This is a genomic window from Rahnella contaminans, from assembly GCF_011065485.1.
GTDB classification, from domain to species: Bacteria; Pseudomonadota; Gammaproteobacteria; order Enterobacterales; family Enterobacteriaceae; genus Rahnella; species Rahnella contaminans.
In genome coordinates this window covers 680279-703138 of the sequence record NZ_JAADJS010000001.1, presented here as the reverse complement: position 1 = coordinate 703138, position 22860 = coordinate 680279, and the positions used below count along the sequence as shown (strand labels likewise).

Here is a 22860-nt window from a genome sequence, read left to right as displayed (position 1 = left end):
TAGTCAAAAGTTAACGGCAAAAGGGTCAAATGAGGACGGCAGAGATAAAGTTCTGCGTCCGCGGGTTTTGTGGATTAAGCAAAATGTCTTCCGGATTACCACTTTCTATAATTCCTCCCTCATCCATGAAGACCACGCGGTTAGCGACTTCCCGCGCGAAACCTAATTCATGCGTGACCACAATCATCGTCATCCCTTCAGCGGCCAGACCGCGCATCACCGCCAGTACTTCGCCGACCATTTCCGGATCGAGCGCCGACGTCGGCTCATCAAACAGCATCACTTTGGGTTTCATGGCCAGCGCACGGGCAATCGCCACGCGCTGTTGCTGACCACCGGAAAGCTCAAGCGGATACGCATCGCGTTTATGCGCCAGCCCGACGCGTTCGAGCAGCGCCATGGCTTCCTGCGTCGCCTCTTTCACCGGCCGCAGCAGAACCTGACACGGCCCTTCGATAATGTTTTCCAGCGCCGTTTTGTCCGGGAACAGATTGAAACGCTGGAAAACCATGCCGGTTTTCAGCCGCTGGCGGGCAATCTGCCGGTCATTGAGCGGGTAAAGTTTTTTGCCGTCCATGCGGTAACCGACCAGTTCGTCATCCACCCAGACGCCGCCGCTGTCGATGCGCTCAAGCTGATTAATACAGCGCAGAAACGTACTTTTCCCCGAGCCTGATGGCCCGATGATGCACATCACTTCGCCGTGTTTAACTTCAAGATTGATGTTTTTCAGCGCCTGAAACTGGTCAAAGTACTTATTGACGTTGACGGCTTTGATAATACTTTTCATGGTCTGGCTCCTCAGTGGCTGGTGCGGCGGCGGGTGCCACGACCGAAATAGCGTTCCAGACGGTTCTGCCCGAGCGACAACACCGTCACCACCACCAGGTACCAGATACCGGCGACAAACAGCAGTTCCATCACCCGCGCATTGGCGAAGTAAATGGTCTGCGCGTTATAAAGCACTTCGGAATATTGGATCATGCTCGCCAGACTGGTGGTCTTCACCATGCTGATAAATTCGTTACCAATAGGCGGAATAATCACCCGCATGGCCTGCGGCAAAATGATCCGCCGTAGTGCATGCAGACGCGTCATGCCGATGGACTTCGCCGCCTCGTACTGCCCGAGATCGACCGAAATCAGCCCGGCGCGCACCACTTCCGAGGTGTACGCGCCCTGATTAATACTCAGCCCGAGCAGTGCGGCGGTGAATGGCGTCATGATGTCCACGGTCTGAATACTAAACAGGCCGGGAATGGAAATGGTCGGGAAAATCAGTGCCAGGTTAAACCACAGCAGCAGCTGTAAAATCAGCGGCGTACCGCGAAAAATCCACGTGTAGCCCATCGCCACGCTGCGCAGCACCGGGTTTTGCGACATGCGCATCACTGCGATAATCACCCCGAATACAATCCCCAGCGCCATCGCCAGCACCGACATCACAATGGTGTTGCCCAGCCCGAACAAAATCGCTTTGGCGGTCAGAAACTGCGCCACGTACTGCCATTCGATTTTGCCGTGCGCAAAGGCGTTCACCAGCAAGGCCAGCAGCACCAGGATCGCGACCGAGGCAAAAATCCGGCCGTAATAACGCTGCGGCACATAGTGGTATTCGCTGAGATCGATATCAGCGGTTTTCACGTTTTCAGACGTCTTCTGATACAAAGTCATTCGCCGCTCCCCGCGAGGTGTAGAAGTTATGCAGACGTTATAAAGACAGGCCGGTGTAGGCCGTTGCCCAGGCCGACTGCCCGGCCAGACGCACTTTCAGCCGCTCAATCTGCTCGGCCACGCGCACCGGAGACGTACCCCCCCAGCCGCTGCGGGCATTCACCGCGGCTTCTAACGTCAGGCAATCGCGCACGTCAGCGCTCAGACGCGGATCCACGGCCAGCAGCTGGGCATCGCTGAGTTCATGCAGCGCCAGATTGTGTTGCTCGCAAACCTGCACCAGCTGGCCGGTGATTTCGTGCGCTTCCTTAAACGGCACGCCGCGGCGGGAAAGCCAGTCCGCCACTTCGGTCGCCAGCGTGAAACCTTCAGGTGCCTGTTCGCGCAGCCGTTCAACGTTCACCTTCATGGTGTCGATCATTCCGGCCATTGCAGGCAGCACCAGCAACAGCTGATCAACGGTGTCCATCGCGTTGCGTTTGTCTTCAATCAGGTCGCGGTTATACGAAAGCGGCAGCCCTTTCATGGTGGTCAGCATCGCCGTCACGTTGCCAATCAGACGGCCACTTTTGCCCCGCGTCAGCTCGGCAATGTCGGGGTTTTTCTTCTGCGGCATGATGGAACTGCCGGTGGCGTAACCGTCGTCAAGCTCGACCCAGCGGAACTGGCGCGACGCCCACAGACAAACTTCTTCGCAAATGCGCGATAGGTTGACGCTCAGCATGCTGCCGGCAAACAGGAATTCAGCGACGTGGTCACGGCTGGCAACGGCGTCAATGGAGTTTTCACACGCGCCGTCGTAGCCCAGATCTTTAGCGGATAATTCCGGGTGCATCGCGATGGCAGAACCGGCCATCGCCGCCGCCCCTAGCGGAGAAAGTGCGCAGCGTTTATCCCAGTCACGCAGGCGTTCAACGTCGCGGTAAAACGACTGCGCATGCGCCATCAGCTGATGACCAAACACAATCGGCTGCGCCTGTTGCAGATGCGTAAAACCAGGCGCGAGGGTATGAATATGCTGTTCCGCCTGTTTGATCAGCGCGGTTTGTAATTCCAGCAGCGCCACCACGATTTTGCGGGTGTTATCGCGCAGGTACAGACGCAAATCGTTGGCGGTCTGGTCGTTACGGGAACGTCCGGCGCGCAGTTTGCCGCCAAGCGCGCCCAGCCGTTCGGTCAGGCTGCGTTCGATAAACGTATGCACATCTTCATCGCCCTGAACCGGCGTCACGGTTCCGGCGCGAAAATCGGCGGCCAGTTGCTCAATGGCCTCAACCATCTGACGGGTTTCATTCTCATCAAGTAAACCGGCGCGCTTTAATTCATAAGCGTGTGCGCGGCACCCTTCCAGATCATATTCAGCAAGTGAAAAATAATATTCCGGGCTGCGCGATAAGGCGCTTAACGCCGCGGCTGGCCCGTGTTTGAAGCGGGCTCCCCAAAGAAGTTCTGGCTGCTGGGACATGATCGTTTCCTTTTATGGCATAGATGTTGCAAACCTGAATCCAGCGTATTGTCTGACGGCGTTTAAATAAATTTCAGCCAACAGTGTTTCGAATGACACTGAACAATCTCAGGCTTACAGCGTAATAACGAGTGAGGCTAAGTGAATTTGATGTTGTAGATTTTTAGAGCGGGGGTAAATATTTATTATGGAAAGTCCACTTTCCAAATCAGGAAACACATCACCCGCAAAAAGTGATATTAACCAGCACAGCCTTGGCGTCGCAGATTTAAAACTTTTGCGCGTCTTTAAAACCGTGGTAGAGGCCGGTGGATTTACCGCAGCCTGTAATGAACTGAATATTGGCCTGGCGGCAATCAGCAAACAAATATCGGATCTGGAGATCCGCTTTGGGATGAAACTTTGTACGCGCGGGCGTGAGGGGTTTTATTTAACCGAACACGGAAAAGTCGCGTATCAGGCGTGTCTGGATTTATTTTCTTCCATCAACCTCTTTCGCGACAAACTCAATCATGCGCGCCACGAACTGTTCGGAGAGCTGAACATCGGCATTATCGACAACACCATTACGGATCCGCAATCGCCCGTCGTCTGTGGCTTAGGCGAGGTTTACCGTCAGGCGCCAAAGGTGAACATACGCCTGCACGCCACCCAGCTCGACGAGATCGAACGCGGCGTGATTGATGGCCGTTTTACCTGCGGCATCATGCCGGTGTATCAGGAAAAACCGGAATTTGATTACTTTTTCCTGTATCACGAAATGACCTATCTTTATTGCGGCGATAAACACCCGCTCTTCTCCGTTCCGGCTCAGGAAATTAAAGAATCACAAATCAAATCCTCGCAAATGGTGAATCACTTTTACGCCAATCACAGTAAGAAAAATATCTTCTCTGACGTCACGACGCCGCACGCCATCGCCGTACAGGTCGAAGCGGTCACCATGTTACTGATGACCGGTAATTATCTCGGTTTTTTACCGGAACATTATGCCAGTGCGTTCATGGACGGAAATAAACTCAAAGCGCTGATGCCGGACAATATTGAAATCGCCACTCCCTTCAGCCTGGTGGTTAAAAAAGGCGCCCCGTTTAATTCCGTGCTGAATTTATTCTTTAATGCTCTCAAACAGGCACTCATTCCCCGGCCTGAAGCGAAAGCCAGCTGATTCGATTAAGCGGGAATATTGCCGGCTCCGTCGTCTTATGCACCGGCGCAGAGCAATGAAAGTCATATTGTGGTGCAGGTTATCACTTTTAATTATAAATTCGTTTACCTCCTTCTCATTAATTATCCAAAAATGTATAACATCAATGCCCTGCCTGATTTCCTTCCGTGATTTCAACTGTGGCGTAGTAATTGCTTTACTCACTTGTCTATACAGGGTTGCACATTAGGATTTCTATTAGCCGTCTTTCTCTCTTTCAACACCATGCGAGGATCACCATGTCACCGACTCAGACCTTAAACGCCTTAAAAAACAAAGTTGCGCTGGCCTGTTGCATTGGCGCGCTCACGACATTCAGCCTGAGTGCTGGCGCGGCAACGACAGCGCCGGAAGCCGGTACCTTCAAAATGGGTATCGAACCCTGGCTGGGCTACGGGCAGTGGCACGTCGCACAAAGTCAGGGCATTTTTAAACAGCAGGGGCTGGAAAAGGTCGACATCATTAACTTCGCCGAAGACAAAGACATCAACGCCGCGTTAGCCAGCGGGCAGATTGACGGCGCAAACATCGCCACACACACCGCCATGGCGATGGTTTCCGCCGGATTGCCGGTGAAAGTCGTCCTGCTGCTCGATCAGAGCGAAACCGCCGACGCCCTGCTGGTCGGCAAGGATATCGCCACGTTGAAAGACCTGAAAGGTAAACAGGTGGCGTTCGAAGAAGGCACCACCAGCGACATTCTGCTGCACAGCGCCGTCAACTCGGCCGGGCTGAAATGGAGTGATATCACGCCGGTGCCGATGCCTGCCGATTCCGCAGGCAGCGCGCTGATTGCCAAACGCGTCACCGCCGCCGTGACTTACGAGCCGTACATTTCTGCCGCCAGAAAACAGGATCCGTCGCTGAAAATGCTCTACAGCGGCTCTTCCGATCCGGGCCTGATCGGCGACGTTCTGGTGGTTCGCGATTCCGTATTGAAAGAAAAACCGGGCCAGATTGCCGCGCTGATTAAAAGCTGGGACGCCGCCCTGACCCATTATCAGGCCAATACCACCGCCGACCGCGCCCTGATCGCCAAAGCCGTGGGGGCCACACCGGCGGACCTGGAATCAGCGTTTGACGGCGTGAAATACTATTCGCTGGCCGAAAACAAACAGGTGCTCAGCCATTCGTTCTCCGACCAGACGTTTGCGCATGTGCTGAAAGCCGCCACCGCCGCCGGGCTGATCCCAAAACCGGTGACCGCCGCGCAGGTGATTGATGCCAGCTTTGTGAACAGCCTGCCATGAGTTCGCGCCGTAAACCGCTCAACCTGATGGTGATTGGCCGCCTGCCCTCGCGCAAATTGTTCGTCGGCATCGCCGTGGCGCTGTTCGTTGTCCTGTTTCTGGCGTGGGGGCTGGCGACCCGCAGCGGCGCCATTCCGCCGATTTTTCTGCCAAAACTCACCGATGTGTGGCTGAAAATGGTTTCACTGGCGCAGGACGGCACGCTGTGGAGTGACGTTAAAAGCAGCCTCTACCGCATCAGTATTGCATTCGCCATTTCCTCGGTGATGTCGATTGTGATTGGCGTGCTGGCAGGCTGCTACGGTTTCTTCAAAGCCCTGACCGAACCGCTGGTGGATTTCATTCGTTACATGCCGGTGGTGGCGTTTGTGCCGCTGACCATTTTATGGACCGGTACAGACGACGTGCAGAAATTCCTGATTATCTGGATCGGTACCTTCTTCCAGCAGGTGTTAATGGTCATCGACGCCGTGAAACGCGTACCGGGTGATTTCGTCGGTTTAGGCCGCACGCTCGGCATGCCGGATCGCAAAATTCTCTTCCGCATCGTTTTACCGGGCGCGCTGCCGGGCATCTGGGACGCACTGCGCATCAGTCTCGGCTGGGCGTGGACGTGGCTGGTGCTGGCCGAACTGGTGGCCTCCACCTCCGGGCTGGGTTACCGAATCGTCGTTTCCCAGCGCTTCTTCCAGACCGACACCATCATCGGTTACATCCTGCTGCTGGGGATTTTGGGGTTAATCAGCGACCAGATTATGCGTGCCGCCGAGCGCCTACTGTTCCGCTACAACAAGAGGCGTGCGTAATGTCGGTTTTAACCATTTCTCATTTGCACAAAAGTTTCCAGGTCGGAAAACAGACGCGCGAAGTTCTGCACGACATCAGCCTGACGCTGGCGGACAACGAATTTGTCTCGGTCGTCGGCACGTCGGGTTGCGGCAAAAGCACTCTGCTGTCCATCGCGGCAGGCCTTGAGGATTACGAAAGCGGCGACGTGCAGGTTGACGGGCAAACCATACGCGGCGCGGGCATCGACCGTGGCGTGGTGTTTCAGTCCTATACTTTATTACCGTGGCTGACGGCGCGGCAGAACATCGAATTTGCGCTCAAAGCCGCCGGGTTCAGCCGGGCAGAATGCCGCGAAAAAGCCGATCAGCATCTCGAACTGGTTCAGCTGACGGCGTTTGCCGATGCCTGGCCGTCCGAGCTTTCCGGCGGTATGAAACAACGCGTGGCGATTGCGCGCGCGTTGTCCTATCGTCCGAAAATATTGCTGATGGATGAACCTTTCGGCGCGCTCGACGCCATGACGCGCCACCAGATGCAGGAACTGCTCACCGGTATCTGGGAGCAACACCGGCTGACGGTGATGTTCGTCACCCACGATATCGAGGAAGCGGTTTATCTTTCCGACCGCATCGTGGTGATGGGACCGGGCACCATTCAGGCAACGTTTGATGTGCCCTTGCCGCGCCCGCGCCGCGAAGAACTGACCGCCAGCCCTGAATTCACTGACCTGCAACGTCAGGTTCTCCACACTATCCGCAGCGGCCACACCCGCGCCGCGCTGGCCTGATCACCGGAGATTTACCATGTCTGCACCTTTTCAATCTGTGACTTTTCATGACCTGAGCGATTCGACTGACCTGCCACCGGCATTATTCCAGCGCACCGAAGCGGATTTATCCTTTTTCATTGAGCGTGTTGCACCGATTATCGACGCCGTGCGCACCGATGGCGACGCCGCCCTGCAACGCTTTGCCCGCGATTTCGACGCGGTCACCGCGCCGGAAATGAGCATCATGGCGGAAGATTCTGAGTTCGCCACGGCGTTTGAACGCCTTGATCCACAGGTCATCGAATCCATCCGTTTCTCGGTGGAAAACATTCGCGCATTCCACGAAGCGCAGAAACCCGAAGACATGTGGATGAAAGAAATCCGCCCCGGCGCATTTGCCGGTGACCGCCATGTGCCAATTGACTCCGTCGCCTGCTATGTACCGCGCGGCAAAGGCTCGTTCCCCAGCGTCTTTCTGATGACCACGATCCCAGCGGTGGTGGCTGGCGTCAAACGCGCCATTGTCATCACCCCACCGGGGCCGGACGGCAAAGTGGACGACGCCACGCTGGTCGCCGCAAGGCTGGTGGGCATCACCGAAGTGTATAAATGCGGCGGCGCACAGGGCGTGGCGGCCGTGGCATTCGGCACTGAAACCGTGCCGAAATGCCTGAAAATCGTCGGACCGGGCAGCCCGTGGGTCGTGGCGGCAAAACGCCAGTTATCAAACCTTATCGATCCCGGGATTCCCGCCGGGCCCAGCGAAAGCTTAATTCTGGCCGATGACAGCGTGGACGGTGCGCTGGCAGCCTTAGATCTCATCATCGAGTCCGAACACGGGCCGGACTCCTCGGCTTATCTGGTGACAAACAGCCGCCGCGTGGCCGAAGAAGCCATTGCCGCCTTGCCCGGCTATTGGGCGCAAATCGGCGAAAAGCGCGCCGGTTTCTCGCAGGCGGTTCTATGCGGAACACACGGCGGCGTGGTGCTGACGCCTGACTTCGACACTGCCGTTGAATTTGTTAACCAGTACGCGCCGGAACATCTGGAAATCCTTGCCGAAGAACCGATGGCCGTAATGGGCAAAATCCGCAATGCCGGAGAAATCTTGCTCGGCAACTACACGCCTATCACATTGGGGAATTTTGTGCTCGGCCCGAACGCTGTCCTGCCGACCAACGGTGCAGCGAAAACCGTCGGCCCGCTCTCAGTTTTCGATTACATGAAACGCATTTCAGTCGGCTACGTGACCCGCGAAGGCTACGCACCGCTGGCTGAAAAAGCACACGCGTTCGCACTATACGAGGGCTTCCCCGGCCACGCGCTGGCGGTATCGGCATTACGCACTGAGATCCTCAACAAAAAAGGCCAATAACGATGAGCAATTTGACGGGCAGTGAACCGCTGGCCGCGCAGGCGCGTCAGTTAGTCCACGCGGGAGAGTGGCAAAAAGCGGCGGATGCGCTGCGCCAGCTGATTGGCGAAGTCACTGGCGTGAAGGCCGGTCAGCTGACCATCAACCGTGACCAGTACAGCCTGAATTCCCTCAACGGTACGGTGACACTCGACGATGGCCGCGCCCTGTTCTTCAAATATCACAATGAAGAAGGCGAAGATAAAACCATCGAAGAGTATTACAACGCTGAATTGCTGCGTGAAAGCGGCTTTCGGGTCGATGTGCCGGTGTATGCCTGCGGCGAACCGGGGCGGCAGATTCTGATGTATACCCTGCGCCACGACCGGCGTATGGCAGATGTCTGCCGGGATATCGAACAGCAACAGGCATGGGATCAGGAAGCTGAAATCGAAGAAGCCCAGCGCCGCGCTGACCGCGATATCCTGACAAATACGCTACCGACGCTGAAAGCCGGTTCGGTGGACGGCGTTTCCGCAGAACCCATCCATCAGCTGTTCCATCACCGGCTGGTTTCCCCGGACAACCCGGAGATCCCCGCCGGTTTCGGTGGCCGCGTCGCGCGTTTTTACGTCGGCAAAACCTTCCAGCTCGAAGACGAGCAACTGGAATGGCAAACGCTGAGTAACCTGCGCTGGGTCATCAACGGCGTCGCGTATAAACACAGCCTGCGGCAATTATTCGCCGAAGCGGGAACGCGTCTCGCGCCCGCCGCACTGGCCGACCACGGCGTCATCACAGCACACGGCGACGCGCACAACGCTAACGTCTGGTACGACACGTCGGAAGAAATTCCGCAACTGGTGAGCTTCGACCCCGCTTTCGCCGGGCGCAACATTCCGGCGCTGCTGGCGGAAATCAAAGCCACCTTCCACAACATTTTTGCGCATCCGCTGTGGTTGTACGAACCCGCACGCTGCGGCGAACTGTACAAAGTCACGGTGATGCGCCGTGGCGATACGCTGTTTGTGGATCACAACTGGCAGCTGACGCCGCTGCGCGCCGCCTTCCTGCGCGACAAAGGCGAGGAATACTGGCAGCCGTTGCTCGCCCAACTCGCCCGCCGTGGCTGGTTGCCGCCGCACTGGCAGCGGATTTTCCGCCTCGCCATGTTCTGCTGCCCGACGCTGGTTCTGGATCTCCGCGCAGGCGGTTTCAGCGGGCATACCCCCACCAGCTCCGCCCTCGGTCTGGCGATGTCCGTCATGCTGGGCAGCCAGCCGGTGGAAGATCTCGACGAATTCAGCCAATGGCTGGCCGGGATCAGCCCGGCGGAGAAACCGAATGACTGACCAGTTCTCGCTGCAAGGCAAACGGGTGCTGATCACCGGCAGCTCACGCGGCATCGGTAAAGCGCTGGCGATAGGCATGGCAAAAGCCGGTGCCAGCGTGATCGTCAGCGGGCGTGACAACGTCACGATAAACGCCGTCTGCGGGGAAATCCGTCAACTTGGCGCGGAGGCCTTTCCGCTGGTGCTCGACGTCACGCAACCCGCCACCTTCGCCGCCGCGCTGGCCAGGCTGCCCGCTCCGCCTGACGTGCTGGTCAACAACGCCGGAACCGAACACCTTTGCCCGTCACTGGACGTTGACGAAGCGCTCTGGGACACCATTCTCACCACCAACCTCAAAGGCGCATTTTTCTGCGCACAAGCCGCCGCACGGCTGATGGCCGAAAATGGCGGCGGCAGTATTCTCAACCTCTGCTCGCTCACCAGCCAGGTCGGCGTTCCGGGTGCCGCAGCATACGGTGCATCGAAATCCGCCATGGCTGGTCTGACCCGCACGCTGGCGACGGAATGGGCCGTAAAAAATATCCGCGTTAACGGCATCGGTCCGGGATATTTCAAAACCGATCTGACGGCAGAGTTTTACGAAAACGCCGACTGGTGCCAGCAAATGCAGGGGAAAATCCCGCTCGGGCGTTTCGGAGAACTCGACGACCTCACCGGCGCGGCAGTATTTTTAAGCAGTGACGCAGCACGCTATATCACCGGACAGGTGTTATATGTGGATGGGGGATATCTGGCGGGGATCTAGCAGGGATCGGATGTCAGACCGGACATCTGGCGGTTTTTCACTTGCAGTAATCGCTCAGGTCAAGACCTTGGGTTGCCACCCAAGGTCTTGATTTTGAATTTGAAATTAAATTTAAAACCCTTCAGGTCGCTACCCCAAAACTCGCAGGCTTGGGCTGCAAGCCCAAAAGATCAAATCAAATCTGCCATTGCCTCTACCCGCGAAATCGCCTCATACAATCCCCCTGCCGTCACATGCCCCGGCATATTCTCCATATCCGGTGCGTGCAGCGATGCCTTCACGATGCTGTCGAGTTCTTCGGCGTTCAGTTCGGCGATTTCACTCAGACGCAGCGGCACGGCGCAGGCGTGAGCGAGTCTGATGGCTTCCATCAGCTCTTCGTCGCTGCGGTTTTCCAGCGCCAGCAGGCAGAGATTACCGAAGCCGACCAGCAAGCCGTGGCCAAATTCACGCGTTTTATCGCAAACAGTGAAGCCTTCGTAAATGGCGTGGGAGGCGGCGGCGTGGGCCCCGCTGCTCATCAGCGAGGTCAGACCGGCAAACATGAAAATGGCGTCCAGCACCTGATCCAGTTCGGCGTTTGGTTTACCCGCGCGCACCGCGTCGCAGGCAGCCGGGCCACAGGATTCAATCAGGTCATAACAAATCCGGCTGTTGGCGCTTGAAGATCGCGCCACGCCGCTTAACTGACCGTGATGGCTGCTGATGGCGCGGAATTCGTACCATTTTGCCAGCGTATCGCCCAGCCCCGCAGCGAGCCAGCGCAACGGCGCGGCCGCCAGAATGTCGCTGTCGATAATGACCGCCGCCGGGGCCTGTGGTAGCGGGAATAAATCGCGAAAATGTCCGTCATCGTGATAACGGATAGTCAGCGGCGTCACGGCAGCGCAGGTCGCGGCGATGGTGGGAATGGTCACCACCGGCACGTTGGTTTCCACCCCAACGGCCTTGCAGGTATCGAGAGATTTCCCGCCGCCTACGCCAATCACGATGTCGGCCTTTTTGTCTTTCACTACTTTCGCCAGACGCGTGATATTGCCTTCGCTGCTTTCACCGCCAAACCATTCGCTGCCCACCAGTTCCACCGCACAGCCTTCAAGCTGATGACGAATTTTATCTCCTGCCGCCATCAGGGCCTGATGCCCGCCAATCACCAGCGCGCGTTTACCGAGCAACGCACAAATATCGCCAAGCTGAGAAATAACGCCGGGGCCGCGCAGAATTTGCGCCGGGAAGATAATGTTCTGTGCCTGCATAACTGCTTCTCCGTGATGCTTGTGTTTGACTGATTCAGGTTAAAAATTCTGAGGATGTTTACTGTTTTTACTTTGTGCAAATTAACGCTCAGGGCGCAGCAAATGCGGCCCCAGCTGATTCACCGACGTACAACCAAGCTGCGCCAGCGTGCGGTCTACTTCCTGCAAGATAATCTCCAGCGCACGTTGCGCGCCCGCTTCGCCCGCCGCCGCCACGCCGTAGAGCATCGGGCGGCCAAGCAATACGGCATTCGCGCCCAGCGCCAGCGCTTTCACCACGTCGGTACCACGACGAAAACCGCTGTCGATAAGAATAGTGGCATCCGCGCCGCACAACTGGCGAATTTCCGACAGGACTTCCATCGCGCTGACCGAACCATCGAGCTGACGGCCGCCGTGATTGGACAGCACAATGCCGTCTGCGCCGGCGTCCAGCGCCCGTTGCGCATCGGCCGGTGCCAGAATGCCTTTAATCAGCAACGCGCCCTGCCACTGGCTGCGGATCCAGGCAAACGTTTCCCAGTTCAGGCGGGTATCCATCTGCTCAGAGAAATAGCTCGCCCCACCCGCGCCACGCTGTTTATCCGCAGACACGTAAGGTTTTAAATTGCCAAAACCGGGCATACCCGCCGGTTTCAGCGTCCGCCACACCCAGCCGGGATGCAGCGCGACATCCACCAGGCTCGGCAACGAAAGCTTCATTGGCCGCCGGTAGTTGCGTTTATCTTTTTCGCGATTACCGAAATGGACGGCATCGACAGACACCACCAGCGTGGTGCATCCGGCAGCTTTCGCCCGCTCCAGCAGGCCGGTTGTCACGGCGCGGTCTTTTAATACGTACAGCTGAAACCAGTGCTGCGGCAGGTTTTCCGCCGCGATTTCTTCAATCGATGCTGTGGACACCGTGCTCTGGATATACCCGATCCCGGCGCGTCTGGCGGTACGGGCCAGCATGGCGTCTGCGCCAAAACGCAGCATGCCGTTGTAACCGGTCGGTGCAATCAGCAGCGGCGCAGAGAGCGTCTGCCCGCAGAGCGTGACAGACAAATCGCGCTGGCTGGAATCCGTCAGTACCGGCGGAATAAAGCGCCAGCGGGCAAAAACCTCACGGTTATCTTTCAGCGTTTGTTCATCATCCGCCCCGCCTTCCACATAGCTGAAAGCGAAACGCGGCAACGCGCGCCGGGCCTGACGGCGCAATTCTTCAATGTTTAACGCAGCACGCTTCACGCGGCTTCCTCCGCCAGAATGTGTTTCAGGCTTTCCATAAACTGCCGGTTATCCTGCTCGTTACCGACTGACACGCGGATCCAGTTTTCATAGCCGGTTTCGCGCCACGGCTTAATAATTACGCCAAAGGTAAGCAATCGCTGTGCCAGTTCCGCGCTCGGCTGGCCGCAATCAAAGAACAGGAAATTGGCGTGCGACGGCGCAACGGTAAAGCCCAGAGCCGTCAGCTCTGCGGCCATTTTTTCACGCTGCGCGGTGACCAGCGCAATGCTGTCACGCACGTGCTGTTTATCCTGCAAAGCCGCAACGGCGGCAGTTTGTGCCGAGCGGTTAATGTTAAACGGCGTCCGGACACGGTCGAGCAGATTCACCAGTTCAGGATGGCTGGCTAAACCATAGCCAATGCGCAAACCGGCCAGCCCGTAAGCTTTGGAGAAGGTACGCAACACAATCCACGGACGCGGCTGCTCAGCCAGAACGCGCAGGCTGTCTGGATAATCAGGCTCGTTTTCGCAATATTCGAAATAAGCTTCGTCAATCACCAGAATGCAATCCTGCGGGGCAGCATCGATAATTCGGGCGAATCCTTCGCGACCCAGCATGCAGCCCACCGGGTTCGACGGATTGCTGAAAATCACCATTTTTGCAGGTGTGGAAAGCGCCCGTTCCCAGGCCTCAATATCGAACTGCTGCTGCGCGCTGACGCCCACCAGCGTGACCTCAGCCCCCATCATGCGCGGGAAAATTTCATGCAAACCAAAAGACGGGATCAGCGTGACGACGCGGTCGCCAGGGTTCAGAAAGGCCAGCGCCAGCATGTGTAAAATGTCTTCAGAACCGTTGCCGGCCACAATGTTTTCCGCGCTGACGCCCGTTTCTTCCGCCAGCACCGCACGCAATGCCGCACTAGATGCATCAGAATAAATCGCGCTGAAACGGGCATCAGCTTCAAGCGCCGCAATCACTTTCGGGCTGGCCCCCAGAGGGTTTTCATTACTCGCCAGTTTGGCGATACGGGCTGCGCCATATTTTTGCTGTACAGCATCGGCTGAAAGCCCGGCGTTATACACGCCCAGCGCCCGTGATGCGGGCCTTGCCAGATTTTTCAGGCACTCTTTTGCTGCATCAAAAGCTGTCGGATCTGAAGCCATCTTTTACCTCGTGCTGTGAAGATTCTGTTCCCGAGTATGCCGGAAGTCCGCGCGGTTTTACGCCACTTTTTAACGCATTTTCAGATTATTTTAGAAACAAAACGGGCAGCGACCTGCGCCACTGCCCGCTGATTTTGTTCAGTTTAATTGCCGCTGTATTCATCACTTACCCTAACGGGTTTCATAACATCGGCAGGTTCAGGTCATTGCGTTCCGCACAGGCTTTAGCCTGCTCATAACCGGCATCAGCATGACGCATCACGCCGGTTGCCGGGTCATTCCACAGAACGCGCGATAGGCGTGCATCGGCCTCTTTAGTGCCGTCCGCCACAATGACCATGCCCGCATGTTGCGAGAAGCCCATGCCGACGCCGCCGCCGTGGTGCAGGCTGACCCAGGTTGCGCCGCCCGCAGTGTTGAGTAACGCATTGAGCAGCGGCCAGTCGGAAACCGCGTCGGAGCCGTCTTTCATGGCTTCGGTTTCACGGTTTGGCGAGGCCACAGAACCGGTATCCAGATGGTCACGACCAATGACAACCGGCGCTTTCAGCTCACCGTTGCGCACCATCTCATTGAACGCCAGCCCGGCAATATGACGCTCGCCCAGACCGAGCCAGCAGATACGCGCCGGTAAACCCTGGAAGGCGATGCGCTCGCGTGCCATGTCCAGCCAGTTGATCAGGTTGGCGTTATCCGGGAACAGCTCCTTGAGTTTGGCATCCGTTTTATAGATATCTTCCGGGTCACCGGAAAGCGCTACCCAGCGGAACGGGCCTTTGCCCTCGCAGAACAGCGGACGGATATACGCAGGGACAAAGCCCGGAAAATCAAAGGCATTGGTCACGCCTTCGTCTTTCGCCACCTGACGGATATTGTTGCCATAATCCACGGTCGGAATGCCCATTGCGTGGAAATCCAGCATCGCCTGAACGTGTTTTGCCATCGAGGCTTTTGCGGCCTTCACCACAGATTGCGGATCCGATTTACGCGCTTCCTGCCATTTTTGCAGGCTCCAGCCTTCCGGCAGATAACCGTTCAGCGGGTCATGCGCCGAGGTCTGATCGGTGACGATATCCGGGCGCAAACCGCCTTCTTTCGCACGCGCAACCAGCTGCGGCATCAGTTCCGCGGCGTTGCCCAGCAGGCCGACGGAAATGGCTTTTTTCTCCGCGCAGGCTTTTTCAATCATCGCCAGCGCTTCATCAATGCTGTGCGCCTTGTAATCGACATAACGGGTGCGCAGACGGAAATCGATACGCGATTCCTGGCATTCAATCGCCAGGACGCACGCCCCGGCCAGAACGCCCGCCAGCGGTTGTGCGCCGCCCATACCGCCCAGACCGGCGGTTAAAATCCACTTGCCGCGCAGGTCGCTGTTGTAGTGCTGACGCCCCGCTTCGGCGAACGTTTCGTAAGTGCCCTGAACAATGCCCTGCGCACCAATGTAAATCCACGAACCGGCGGTCATCTGGCCGTACATCATCAGCCCGGCTTTATCCAGCTCATGGAAATGCTCCCAGTTTGCCCAGTGCGGCACGATATTGGAGTTGGCAATCAGCACGCGCGGCGCATCGGTATGGGTACGGAATACGCCGACCGGTTTGCCGGATTGAACGAGCAGCGTTTCGTCTTCACGCAGCTGGCGCAGGCTTTCCAGAATGCTTTCAAACGCGGGCCAGTTACGCGCCGCTTTACCAATCCCGCCGTAAACCACCAGATCTTCCGGGCGCTCAGCGACATCCGGATCAAGGTTGTTTTGGATCATGCGGTACGCGGCTTCAATCAGCCAGTTCTGGCAGCTCAGTTCAGTCCCGTGCGGCGCACGAACAACGCGGGCTACAGCCGTTTTTTGTGGAGCGTTCATCGTCGGTTCCTTCTCTCAAATAGGGTGTTTTCAGGTTCAAAATTTCAGGCAAAGCTCGTGTTCAGGCGAAGCTTTCGATCAAACAAAGCTTGGCAGCAGCGCTTCAATCGCCGCGGGCCAGTGTTCACGGGAAGCCCACAGACGCATCATTTCGACGTCCGGTGCCATCAGGCGATCCTTTTCAAGAAACGCGACGTTTTCACGGATGGCCTTCATTTCGTTTTCCAGCGTCACAGAGCTTTGCAGCGGACGATGGAAATCAATCCCCTGTGCGGCCGCCATGGCTTCGATGCCCACGACGACGCTGGTGTTAAAGCACATGTCCCCCAGACGGCGTGCGGCGTAAGTCGCCATTGAAACGTGGTCTTCCTGATTCGCTGACGTTGGCAGGCTGTCGACACTGCCCGGATGTGCCAGCGATTTGTTTTCTGACGCCAGCGCGGCTGCCGTCACCTGGGCAATCATGAAACCGGAGTTCACACCGCCGTCGTTCACCAGGAACGGCGGCAGGCCGGAAAGACCGGTATCGAGCAGCAGCGCCATGCGGCGTTCTGAAATCGCACCGATTTCTGCCACCGCCAGCGCGATGATGTCCGCAGCAAACGCCACCGGTTCCGCGTGGAAGTTACCGCCGGAAATCACATCACCATTTTCAGAGAAGACCAGCGGATTGTCGGAGGCGGCGTTGGCTTCGATGCGAAGAATACGCGCCGCGTGATGCAGGTTATCCAGACAAGCGCCCATCACCTGAGGCACGCAGCGGATAGAATACGGATCCTGTACACGCCCGCAATCGGCATGCGACGTGACAATGTCACTGCCAGCCAGAATAGTTGAAAGCGCCGCCGCAACGCCAATCTGGCCCTGCTGACCACGCGCTTCGTGAATGCGTGAATCGAGCGGTTTTACCGACCCTTTAATGGCTTCCAGCGACAACGCGCCTGCCACCAGCCCGGCAGAAAATACGCGCTCCGCTTCGAACAAACCGGAAAGTGCCAGAGACGTTGAAACCTGGGTGCCGTTAAGCAGCGCCAGCCCTTCTTTCGGGCCAAGTTCAAACGGCACCAGACCGGCGGTTGCCAGCCCGGCGATGGCCGACATTTTTTCACCTTTCGCCGTGACCTGACCTTCACCAATCAGCATCAGTGAAAGGTGCGCCAGCGGTGCCAGGTCGCCGGAAGCGCCGACCGAACCTTTCTCCGGAATACACGGATACACGCCCGCATTAAATAAAGTAATCAGCGCATCAATCACTTCAATGCGGATCCCTGAATGGCCGCGCGACAGGCTCAGGACTTTGGTTGCCATGACCAGACGCACCACGTTATCCGCCAGATCCTTGCCGATACCGACGCTGTGCGACAGCACCAGATTACGTTGCAGCTCAGCCAGCCGTTCAGCAGGAATGCGCGTTTGCGCCAGTTTGCCAAAACCGGTGTTGATCCCGTAAACCACTTTGCCCGACTCAACGATGCGGGTGACCGTTTCCTGCGAAGCCAGTACGCCAGCGCGCGCCTCTTCAGCCAGTTCAAGACGGACGTTGCCTTGATAAATTTTGCGCAGCATCGGCAGGTCAACATGGCCCGGTTGCAGGCGGCAAAGGGTTAAAGCGGTGGATGAAGAAGCCATAATCTATTCCTGTATAGACAAGTGAAACGGGAAGTAAACCCGGCTAAGGCCTCAGCCCGCCGGGTGTTTATGCAATACCTGACACAACAACGTTAAACGCTTACCCGCAGGGAGAGATCAGTGATCCATCGTCTGCATTGTTTCGGTACGGATTTCTTCCGTCACCCGCGCTTTCAGCGCCATAAAATCCGGTGACGTTTTCAGGGTGTAATCACGCGGATGCGGGAAATCAACGGCTATTTCTGTCTTAATCCGCCCCGGCCGCGCACTGAAAATGGCCACTTTGTTCGCCATGAAAATCGCTTCGTCGATATCGTGCGTCACGAACAGCACGGTTTTACGCGAAGATTCCCAGATCGACAGCAGCAGTTCCTGCATCATTACGCGGGTCTGGTTGTCGAGCGCACCAAAAGGTTCGTCCATCAGCAAAATTTTCGGATCATTCGCCAGCGCTCGGGCAATCGCGGTGCGCTGCTGCATGCCGCCGGACAACTGACGGGGAAAATGCTGCTCAAATCCGCGCAGCCCGACCTTATTAATGAAATAGTCGCTGCGCTCTTTTTGCGCCGCTTTGCTGACACCGCGTTCCTGCAAACCAAAACGGATGTTTTGCTCCACCGTCAGCCACGGAAACAGGGTGTAGCTTTGAAACACCATGCCCCGGTCAGCGCCCGGCCCGTCAACCAGTTCGCCATCAAGCCAGACTTCCCCGCGCGTCGGCTGATCCAGCCCTGCCACAATGCGCAAAAGCGTGGATTTGCCGCAGCCCGATGGCCCGAGAATGGTGATGAAATCATTTTCGTTAACCTGATAATCCACCGGCAACAGCGCCTGCGTTTTCTCGCCTTTCGGGCCGGTGAAAATACGTTCCACCTGCCGGACACTCAGTTTCGGATGGCTCATCACAGTGAACTCCAGACAAACAGGCGGCGGTTTGCCGCTTTAAATAACAGGTCAGAAAGCAAACCGATGCAACCAATCACGATAATGCCGAAGATCATTTGCCCGGTATTGAGCAGCGCCTGACTGTTAACAATCATATGGCCGATGCCGCTCGATGAACCGATAAGCTCCGCCACGATGACGTATGTCCACGCCCAGCCCAGCACCAGCCGCAGCAGCTCGGCAATTTCAGGCGCGGCACCCGGAATAATCACCCGGCGAACCACGCTCTGATTCGTCGCACCCAGCGTGTACGCGGCTTCGACCAGATCACGTCGCGCAGCGCCGACCGTCACGGCCACCATCAGGGTTATCTGGAAGAAGGAGCCGATGAAAATTACCAGAATTTTCTGCATTTCACCGATACCCGCCCACAGGATCAGCAGCGGAACAAACGCTGACGCAGGCAGATATCGGCAAAACGACACAAACGGCTCAAAAAACGCTTCAATCAGTTTGTACGACCCCATCAGAATGCCCAGCGGCACGGCAATGGCGCAGGCCAGAACAAAACCGCCCAGCACGCGCATCACCGTCATGCCGATATCGGTAGTGAAATCGAAATCGGTAAACAGTAAAACGCCTTCCTGCAACATGCTGGCCGGGCTGGCCAGGAACGTCGGTGACACGAATCCGGTAAACGTCACCAGCGACCACAGGGCGAAAAACAGGACAAAAAAACAGAACCCGAGGAAACCGCGTCGCCTTGCTGCGACCGGGCGCAAAGGCACCATCATCGGGTTATGCCAGATTTTTTTGCTTGCCGGCAACGGGGCCGGCTCGCGTAAATCTGACTGCGCGTTAACGGGATGTACGGCTGCCTGAGTGACAGAACTGTTCATGTCTTTGTCCTTCATGGCTAGTTCACGTACTTCGCGTCATATAAGGTGTTGATGTCCGGCGTTTTACGCAGGATTTTCATCTCGGTCAGCAGGCGCGCCGCTTCGTTGGTGAAGGTGACAATTTCACCGCTGAAGAATTTCTTATTGGCATCGCGACCCTGCCAGCGCAGATAACTGGATTCTTCCGCAAACTGTTTGCCGGTTTCTTTTACCGCAGCACCCATGATTTCGTTGGATTTTTCAGGGTCTTTCTTGATCATATCCAGCGCTTCAAAGTAGCTGTTTACCAGCGCCTGTGCGGCTTTCGGGTTTTTATCCAGCCATGCAGGCGTACAACCCAGCGTATCCATCACCATCGGATAATCGAGCGTCGTGGCAAGGATTTTGCCTTTGTCCGGGCTCTGGCGGATGGTGGAAAGGTAAGGCTCGTAAGTTACCGCCGCATCGTTTTGCCCGGCGATAAACGCATGTGCGGCTGCGTCCGGCCCCAGCGTCGCGAGTTTGACGTCTTTCATCGTCATGCCGTTTTTATCGAGGATCCACGCCAGCAGGAAGTAAGAAGAGGTACCCGGCGCATCGACGCTGACGGTTTTCCCTTTCAGGTCGGTAATTTTGTTAATCCCGCTGCGCACGGCAATACCGTCCGCACCGTAGGATTTATCAAGCTGCACGATCTGTTTAATCGGCACGCCGCTGGCGTTCCAGGTTAAATAGGTTTCCACCGTGGTAGCCGCGCACTGCAATGAACCGGAAGCAATCGCCAGATGACGGGACTGCTGCGGCACCATTTTCAGCGTGACTTCAAGGCCGTTCTTTTTGAAGATCCCGGCTTTATCCGCCAGCGTCAGGGGGGCAAAACCTGTCCACCCTGAGATACCAATAGCTACCGGTGTATCTGCCGCCTGCGCCGCACTGACAGCCACGCTGCCCATCGCTACAGCCAGCCCTAACAAAGACAACGAACGTTTCAGTACAGCCCTGGAAATCATGTTGCTCATCTGCCACTCCTGCCAAAGTACCTGTCGGGGGAACGCCTGAAGCGGTGAAAAACCTCAGGCAAAATACGCTACTGTATATTCTTGTCTATACAAGTCAGTCGACTATATTAAAGCAAGCTTTGTGCCAGTTCCGGCAGAGGCCATTTTACGTCGTTTTCTGTATCACACTGCCCGGTGGCCCGGCAGCGGATGAATCAATTCGGTGCGTCGCACGCTCTTTTTTAGCGCACGGTTAACGCGTAATTTTTGCCCAGAGCAGAAGGCCGTTGTCTGAAAGCGCCGTGATTTCCACGCTTTCCCCACCGTGGTGCGCATCAGCAAGAGCGGCGTTGAAGAACCCTTCTCCGCCACCAAACTGGCGACCATCCGGCCATTGCCATGTTCCGCGGATGGCATACAGCACGCCACCATCGTTAAGAGAAACACAGGGACTTTTAGCGGTGGAAATCACCTGCGCAGAACACCGGTTGCGGCGGGTCATGATATTGAAATCTGTCGTTGTTCCGCCCGGTAAGCTCGCATTCAGTGCGATGTCCCCGCTGAATGCGAAAGGCGTACCCGCTTCACTGAGATGATGATTAATTTCCGGTTCGCAAAGCAGGTGAACGCCCCCGCCGCTCAGCAACGTGATAGAGCGGTCAACGCCGGGAAATGCGGAAAACGGGCCGTCCTGCGCAATAGTGGCAATACTGGCGCGCCAGTCGAAATCGGCTTCACCCGGTGGCCAGCTGAGGATTTCACGGGTTTCTCCGCCGCCGTTTCGCCACGGGCTGACCGGTAAGTTCTCGAAGGAGAAATGCTGCCAGCTCGTCATGCGACCTCCTCTGCCAGCTGATTAAGCAGGTGCAGGAAATCTTCCGCCGCTTCCTGTTGCTGTTCATGCTGCCCGCCGATAATGCGCGCGACGCCGCCAACGAACACATCACGGATTTGCCCGATATTTCCGGCAAACAGCCAGCGGTTAAGCAACTCGCTGTCTCTGGCAGATGCAAGATAAGGATCCTGCCCGTCAAGCACCAGCCAGTCGGCGCGATAGCCTGCGGATAACTGCCCGATTGCCGCACCGCACGCCTGTGCGCCCCCCAGTAAGGCCCGGGTATACAGCACATCGCCGACGGAATTTTGCGAGGTTGTGGTCAGCCGGTTCCGGCGCTGGTCACGCAGGCGCTGCCCGTATTCAAACCAGCGAAGTTCTTCCACCACGTTGAGGGAAACGTGGCTGTCGGAGCCAATTCCCCAGCGGCCAGATTGCGCGAGGTAATCCACCCCGTGGAAAATTCCGTCACCAAGATTGGCTTCTGTCGTCGGGCAGAGTCCGGCAACTGCCCCGCTGTTCGCCATGCTCGCCAGTTCAAAGCGGTCGGCGTGAGTGGCGTGGATCAGGCACCAGCGGGCATCGATGTCGAGATTGTCATACAACCAGGCGATCGGACGCTGTCCGCTCCAGCCCAGACAATCGTTCACTTCTTTTTGCTGCTCGGCGATATGGATATGCACCGGCGACTGTTTATCGCCCGCCGACAGCACCTGCTGCATTTGTTCGAGCGAAACGGCGCGCAGCGAATGGAAGCACAACCCCTGATTTTGCAGTGGCTGGTTTTTCATCTGGCTGCGGATTATGTCCTGTTGTTGCAGGTAACCATCGGCATCCTGAATAAACCGTTTTTGCCCGGTCTGCGCGGGCTGAGCGCCGAAGCCGGCGTAGGTATAAAGCACTGGAAGCATGGTCAGACCGATACCGGTTTGTGCGGCCGCATGGCTCAGATGCGCGGCCATTTCACCGCGGCTGGCATAAGGATTTCCGCTGATATCGTTGTGGAGATAGTGGAATTCGGCGACTTGTGTATAGCCACCTTTAAGCATTTCGATGTACAACTGACGGGCGATAACGCCAACCTGTTCTGGCGTCAGGCGCTGTACCATGCGATACATCAGGTCACGCCAGGTCCAGAAGCTGTCCTGCGGATCACCGGCAACTTCCGCCAGCCCCGCCATTACCCGCTGAAAAGCGTGAGAGTGCAGGTTTGGCATACCCGGCACGACCGGGCCGGAAAGGCGGATACAGCCTTGCGGATCACCACCGGGCGTCACGGCGCTCAGTGTTCCGGCGGCATCAACGTCCAGACGCACATTGTGCGACCAGCCGTGGGCAAGTAAGGCGCGTGAAGCAAAATAAGCAGGCATAACAGCGTTCCTGATCAGCAATGAGAAACATAAACGCAATTTTATAGAAACAATTGCAAAACTTTTAAGCGACTTGTCTATACATATACATATGCCTGATTGCGCTGTAAACTTGCAACAATCCTTTTTTTATAAATTTAGTTTTCCGTCACGCCT

At 56.8% G+C, this 22860-nt stretch carries 20 protein-coding genes; 7 read left to right on the top strand and 13 right to left on the bottom strand.

Annotation, left to right across the window (positions count from 1 at the left end; genetic code table 11):
- Positions 1-25: 25 nt before the first annotated feature.
- From GW579_RS03165 to argH, 3 genes are read right to left on the bottom strand one after another with little or no spacing between them, the layout of a single operon-like run.
- Positions 26-790 carry an amino acid ABC transporter ATP-binding protein gene (locus GW579_RS03165; RefSeq protein WP_101079700.1) on the bottom strand — a complete coding sequence of 255 codons (765 nt, stop codon included), beginning with the start codon at positions 788-790 and terminating at the stop codon, positions 26-28.
- An 11-nt stretch (positions 791-801) separates the two neighbouring features.
- Positions 802-1674, bottom strand: a complete 873-nt coding sequence (locus tag GW579_RS03160; RefSeq protein WP_152326198.1) for an amino acid ABC transporter permease — start codon at positions 1672-1674, stop codon at positions 802-804.
- A gap of 37 nt (positions 1675-1711) precedes the next feature.
- The gene (gene argH / locus GW579_RS03155; protein WP_152326197.1) at positions 1712-3139 is read right to left on the bottom strand and encodes an argininosuccinate lyase; all 1428 of its coding nucleotides are present in this window, start codon (positions 3137-3139) and stop codon (positions 1712-1714) included.
- A gap of 187 nt (positions 3140-3326) precedes the next feature.
- Between argH and GW579_RS03150 the strand changes: the two genes are divergently transcribed.
- The 7 genes from GW579_RS03150 to GW579_RS03120 all read left to right on the top strand — a co-directional run bounded on the left by GW579_RS03150 (position 3327) and on the right by GW579_RS03120 (position 10608).
- Positions 3327-4307 (top strand): LysR family transcriptional regulator, encoded by a 981-nt coding sequence (locus GW579_RS03150; RefSeq protein WP_165057494.1) that lies wholly within the window; start codon positions 3327-3329, stop codon positions 4305-4307.
- Positions 4308-4585: 278 nt separating this feature from the next.
- Positions 4586-5596 carry an ABC transporter substrate-binding protein gene (locus GW579_RS03145; RefSeq protein WP_165057492.1) on the top strand — a complete coding sequence of 337 codons (1011 nt, stop codon included), beginning with the start codon at positions 4586-4588 and terminating at the stop codon, positions 5594-5596.
- The gene (locus tag GW579_RS03140; protein ID WP_165057490.1) at positions 5593-6402 is read left to right on the top strand and encodes an ABC transporter permease; all 810 of its coding nucleotides are present in this window, start codon (positions 5593-5595) and stop codon (positions 6400-6402) included. Before GW579_RS03145 ends, GW579_RS03140 begins: the two co-directional genes overlap by 4 nt.
- Positions 6402-7172: an ABC transporter ATP-binding protein gene (locus GW579_RS03135; RefSeq protein ID WP_165057488.1), complete on the top strand. Its 771-nt coding sequence runs from the start codon at positions 6402-6404 to the stop codon at positions 7170-7172. Before GW579_RS03140 ends, GW579_RS03135 begins: the two co-directional genes overlap by 1 nt.
- A gap of 16 nt (positions 7173-7188) precedes the next feature.
- Positions 7189-8529, top strand: a complete 1341-nt coding sequence (hisD, locus tag GW579_RS03130) for a histidinol dehydrogenase (RefSeq protein ID WP_152326192.1) — start codon at positions 7189-7191, stop codon at positions 8527-8529.
- A 2-nt stretch (positions 8530-8531) separates the two neighbouring features.
- On the top strand, positions 8532-9860 hold the full coding sequence (locus GW579_RS03125) for a hypothetical protein (RefSeq protein WP_165057486.1): 1329 nt from the start codon (positions 8532-8534) through the stop codon (positions 9858-9860).
- Complete coding sequence (locus GW579_RS03120) at positions 9853-10608, top strand: SDR family NAD(P)-dependent oxidoreductase (RefSeq protein ID WP_165057484.1); 756 nt, start codon at positions 9853-9855, stop codon at positions 10606-10608. The genes GW579_RS03125 and GW579_RS03120 overlap by 8 nt, the downstream gene beginning before the upstream one ends.
- Before the next feature lie 170 nt (positions 10609-10778).
- On the opposite strand, the gene GW579_RS03115 is transcribed toward GW579_RS03120, so the two are convergent.
- From GW579_RS03115 to GW579_RS03070, 10 genes are all read right to left on the bottom strand, one after another.
- Positions 10779-11864, bottom strand: a complete 1086-nt coding sequence (locus tag GW579_RS03115; protein WP_152326189.1) for an iron-containing alcohol dehydrogenase family protein — start codon at positions 11862-11864, stop codon at positions 10779-10781.
- 81 nt (positions 11865-11945) lie between these two features.
- A complete protein-coding gene (locus GW579_RS03110; RefSeq protein WP_165057482.1) occupies positions 11946-13094 on the bottom strand; it encodes an alpha-hydroxy-acid oxidizing protein in 1149 nt (382 codons plus the stop codon).
- A complete protein-coding gene (gene hisC, locus GW579_RS03105; RefSeq protein ID WP_165057480.1) occupies positions 13091-14245 on the bottom strand; it encodes a histidinol-phosphate transaminase in 1155 nt (384 codons plus the stop codon). The genes GW579_RS03110 and hisC overlap by 4 nt, the downstream gene beginning before the upstream one ends.
- A gap of 181 nt (positions 14246-14426) precedes the next feature.
- Positions 14427-16109: a urocanate hydratase gene (gene hutU, locus GW579_RS03100; RefSeq protein ID WP_165057478.1), complete on the bottom strand. Its 1683-nt coding sequence runs from the start codon at positions 16107-16109 to the stop codon at positions 14427-14429.
- 78 nt (positions 16110-16187) lie between these two features.
- Complete coding sequence (gene hutH, locus GW579_RS03095) at positions 16188-17738, bottom strand: histidine ammonia-lyase (RefSeq protein ID WP_152326185.1); 1551 nt, start codon at positions 17736-17738, stop codon at positions 16188-16190.
- A gap of 117 nt (positions 17739-17855) precedes the next feature.
- Complete coding sequence (locus tag GW579_RS03090) at positions 17856-18641, bottom strand: ABC transporter ATP-binding protein (protein WP_165057476.1); 786 nt, start codon at positions 18639-18641, stop codon at positions 17856-17858.
- Positions 18641-19522, bottom strand: coding sequence for an ABC transporter permease (locus GW579_RS03085; RefSeq protein WP_152326183.1), 882 nt, complete (start codon positions 19520-19522; stop codon positions 18641-18643). The genes GW579_RS03090 and GW579_RS03085 overlap by 1 nt, the downstream gene beginning before the upstream one ends.
- Before the next feature lie 17 nt (positions 19523-19539).
- The gene (locus GW579_RS03080; protein WP_152326182.1) at positions 19540-20520 is read right to left on the bottom strand and encodes an ABC transporter substrate-binding protein; all 981 of its coding nucleotides are present in this window, start codon (positions 20518-20520) and stop codon (positions 19540-19542) included.
- Positions 20521-20752: 232 nt separating this feature from the next.
- Entirely contained in the window at positions 20753-21334 is a 582-nt protein-coding gene (locus GW579_RS03075; RefSeq protein ID WP_165057474.1) for a HutD/Ves family protein, read from the bottom strand.
- Positions 21331-22704 (bottom strand): formimidoylglutamate deiminase, encoded by a 1374-nt coding sequence (locus GW579_RS03070; protein ID WP_165057472.1) that lies wholly within the window; start codon positions 22702-22704, stop codon positions 21331-21333. Before GW579_RS03070 ends, GW579_RS03075 begins: the two co-directional genes overlap by 4 nt.
- Positions 22705-22860: the final 156 nt, after the last annotated feature.

Coding starts and splice junctions, on each gene's coding strand:
- GW579_RS03165 (WP_101079700.1), bottom strand. CDS start 790: ATGAAAAGTATTATCAAAGCCGTCAACGTCAATAAGTACTTTGACCAG.
- GW579_RS03160 (WP_152326198.1), bottom strand. CDS start 1,674: ATGACTTTGTATCAGAAGACGTCTGAAAACGTGAAAACCGCTGATATC.
- argH (WP_152326197.1), bottom strand. CDS start 3,139: ATGTCCCAGCAGCCAGAACTTCTTTGGGGAGCCCGCTTCAAACACGGG.
- GW579_RS03150 (WP_165057494.1), top strand. CDS start 3,327: ATGGAAAGTCCACTTTCCAAATCAGGAAACACATCACCCGCAAAAAGT.
- GW579_RS03145 (WP_165057492.1), top strand. CDS start 4,586: ATGTCACCGACTCAGACCTTAAACGCCTTAAAAAACAAAGTTGCGCTG.
- GW579_RS03140 (WP_165057490.1), top strand. CDS start 5,593: ATGAGTTCGCGCCGTAAACCGCTCAACCTGATGGTGATTGGCCGCCTG.
- GW579_RS03135 (WP_165057488.1), top strand. CDS start 6,402: ATGTCGGTTTTAACCATTTCTCATTTGCACAAAAGTTTCCAGGTCGGA.
- hisD (WP_152326192.1), top strand. CDS start 7,189: ATGTCTGCACCTTTTCAATCTGTGACTTTTCATGACCTGAGCGATTCG.
- GW579_RS03125 (WP_165057486.1), top strand. CDS start 8,532: ATGAGCAATTTGACGGGCAGTGAACCGCTGGCCGCGCAGGCGCGTCAG.
- GW579_RS03120 (WP_165057484.1), top strand. CDS start 9,853: ATGACTGACCAGTTCTCGCTGCAAGGCAAACGGGTGCTGATCACCGGC.
- GW579_RS03115 (WP_152326189.1), bottom strand. CDS start 11,864: ATGCAGGCACAGAACATTATCTTCCCGGCGCAAATTCTGCGCGGCCCC.
- hisC (WP_165057480.1), bottom strand. CDS start 14,245: ATGGCTTCAGATCCGACAGCTTTTGATGCAGCAAAAGAGTGCCTGAAA.
- hutU (WP_165057478.1), bottom strand. CDS start 16,109: ATGAACGCTCCACAAAAAACGGCTGTAGCCCGCGTTGTTCGTGCGCCG.
- hutH (WP_152326185.1), bottom strand. CDS start 17,738: ATGGCTTCTTCATCCACCGCTTTAACCCTTTGCCGCCTGCAACCGGGC.
- GW579_RS03090 (WP_165057476.1), bottom strand. CDS start 18,641: ATGAGCCATCCGAAACTGAGTGTCCGGCAGGTGGAACGTATTTTCACC.
- GW579_RS03085 (WP_152326183.1), bottom strand. CDS start 19,522: ATGAACAGTTCTGTCACTCAGGCAGCCGTACATCCCGTTAACGCGCAG.
- GW579_RS03080 (WP_152326182.1), bottom strand. CDS start 20,520: ATGAGCAACATGATTTCCAGGGCTGTACTGAAACGTTCGTTGTCTTTG.
- GW579_RS03075 (WP_165057474.1), bottom strand. CDS start 21,334: ATGACGAGCTGGCAGCATTTCTCCTTCGAGAACTTACCGGTCAGCCCG.
- GW579_RS03070 (WP_165057472.1), bottom strand. CDS start 22,704: ATGCCTGCTTATTTTGCTTCACGCGCCTTACTTGCCCACGGCTGGTCG.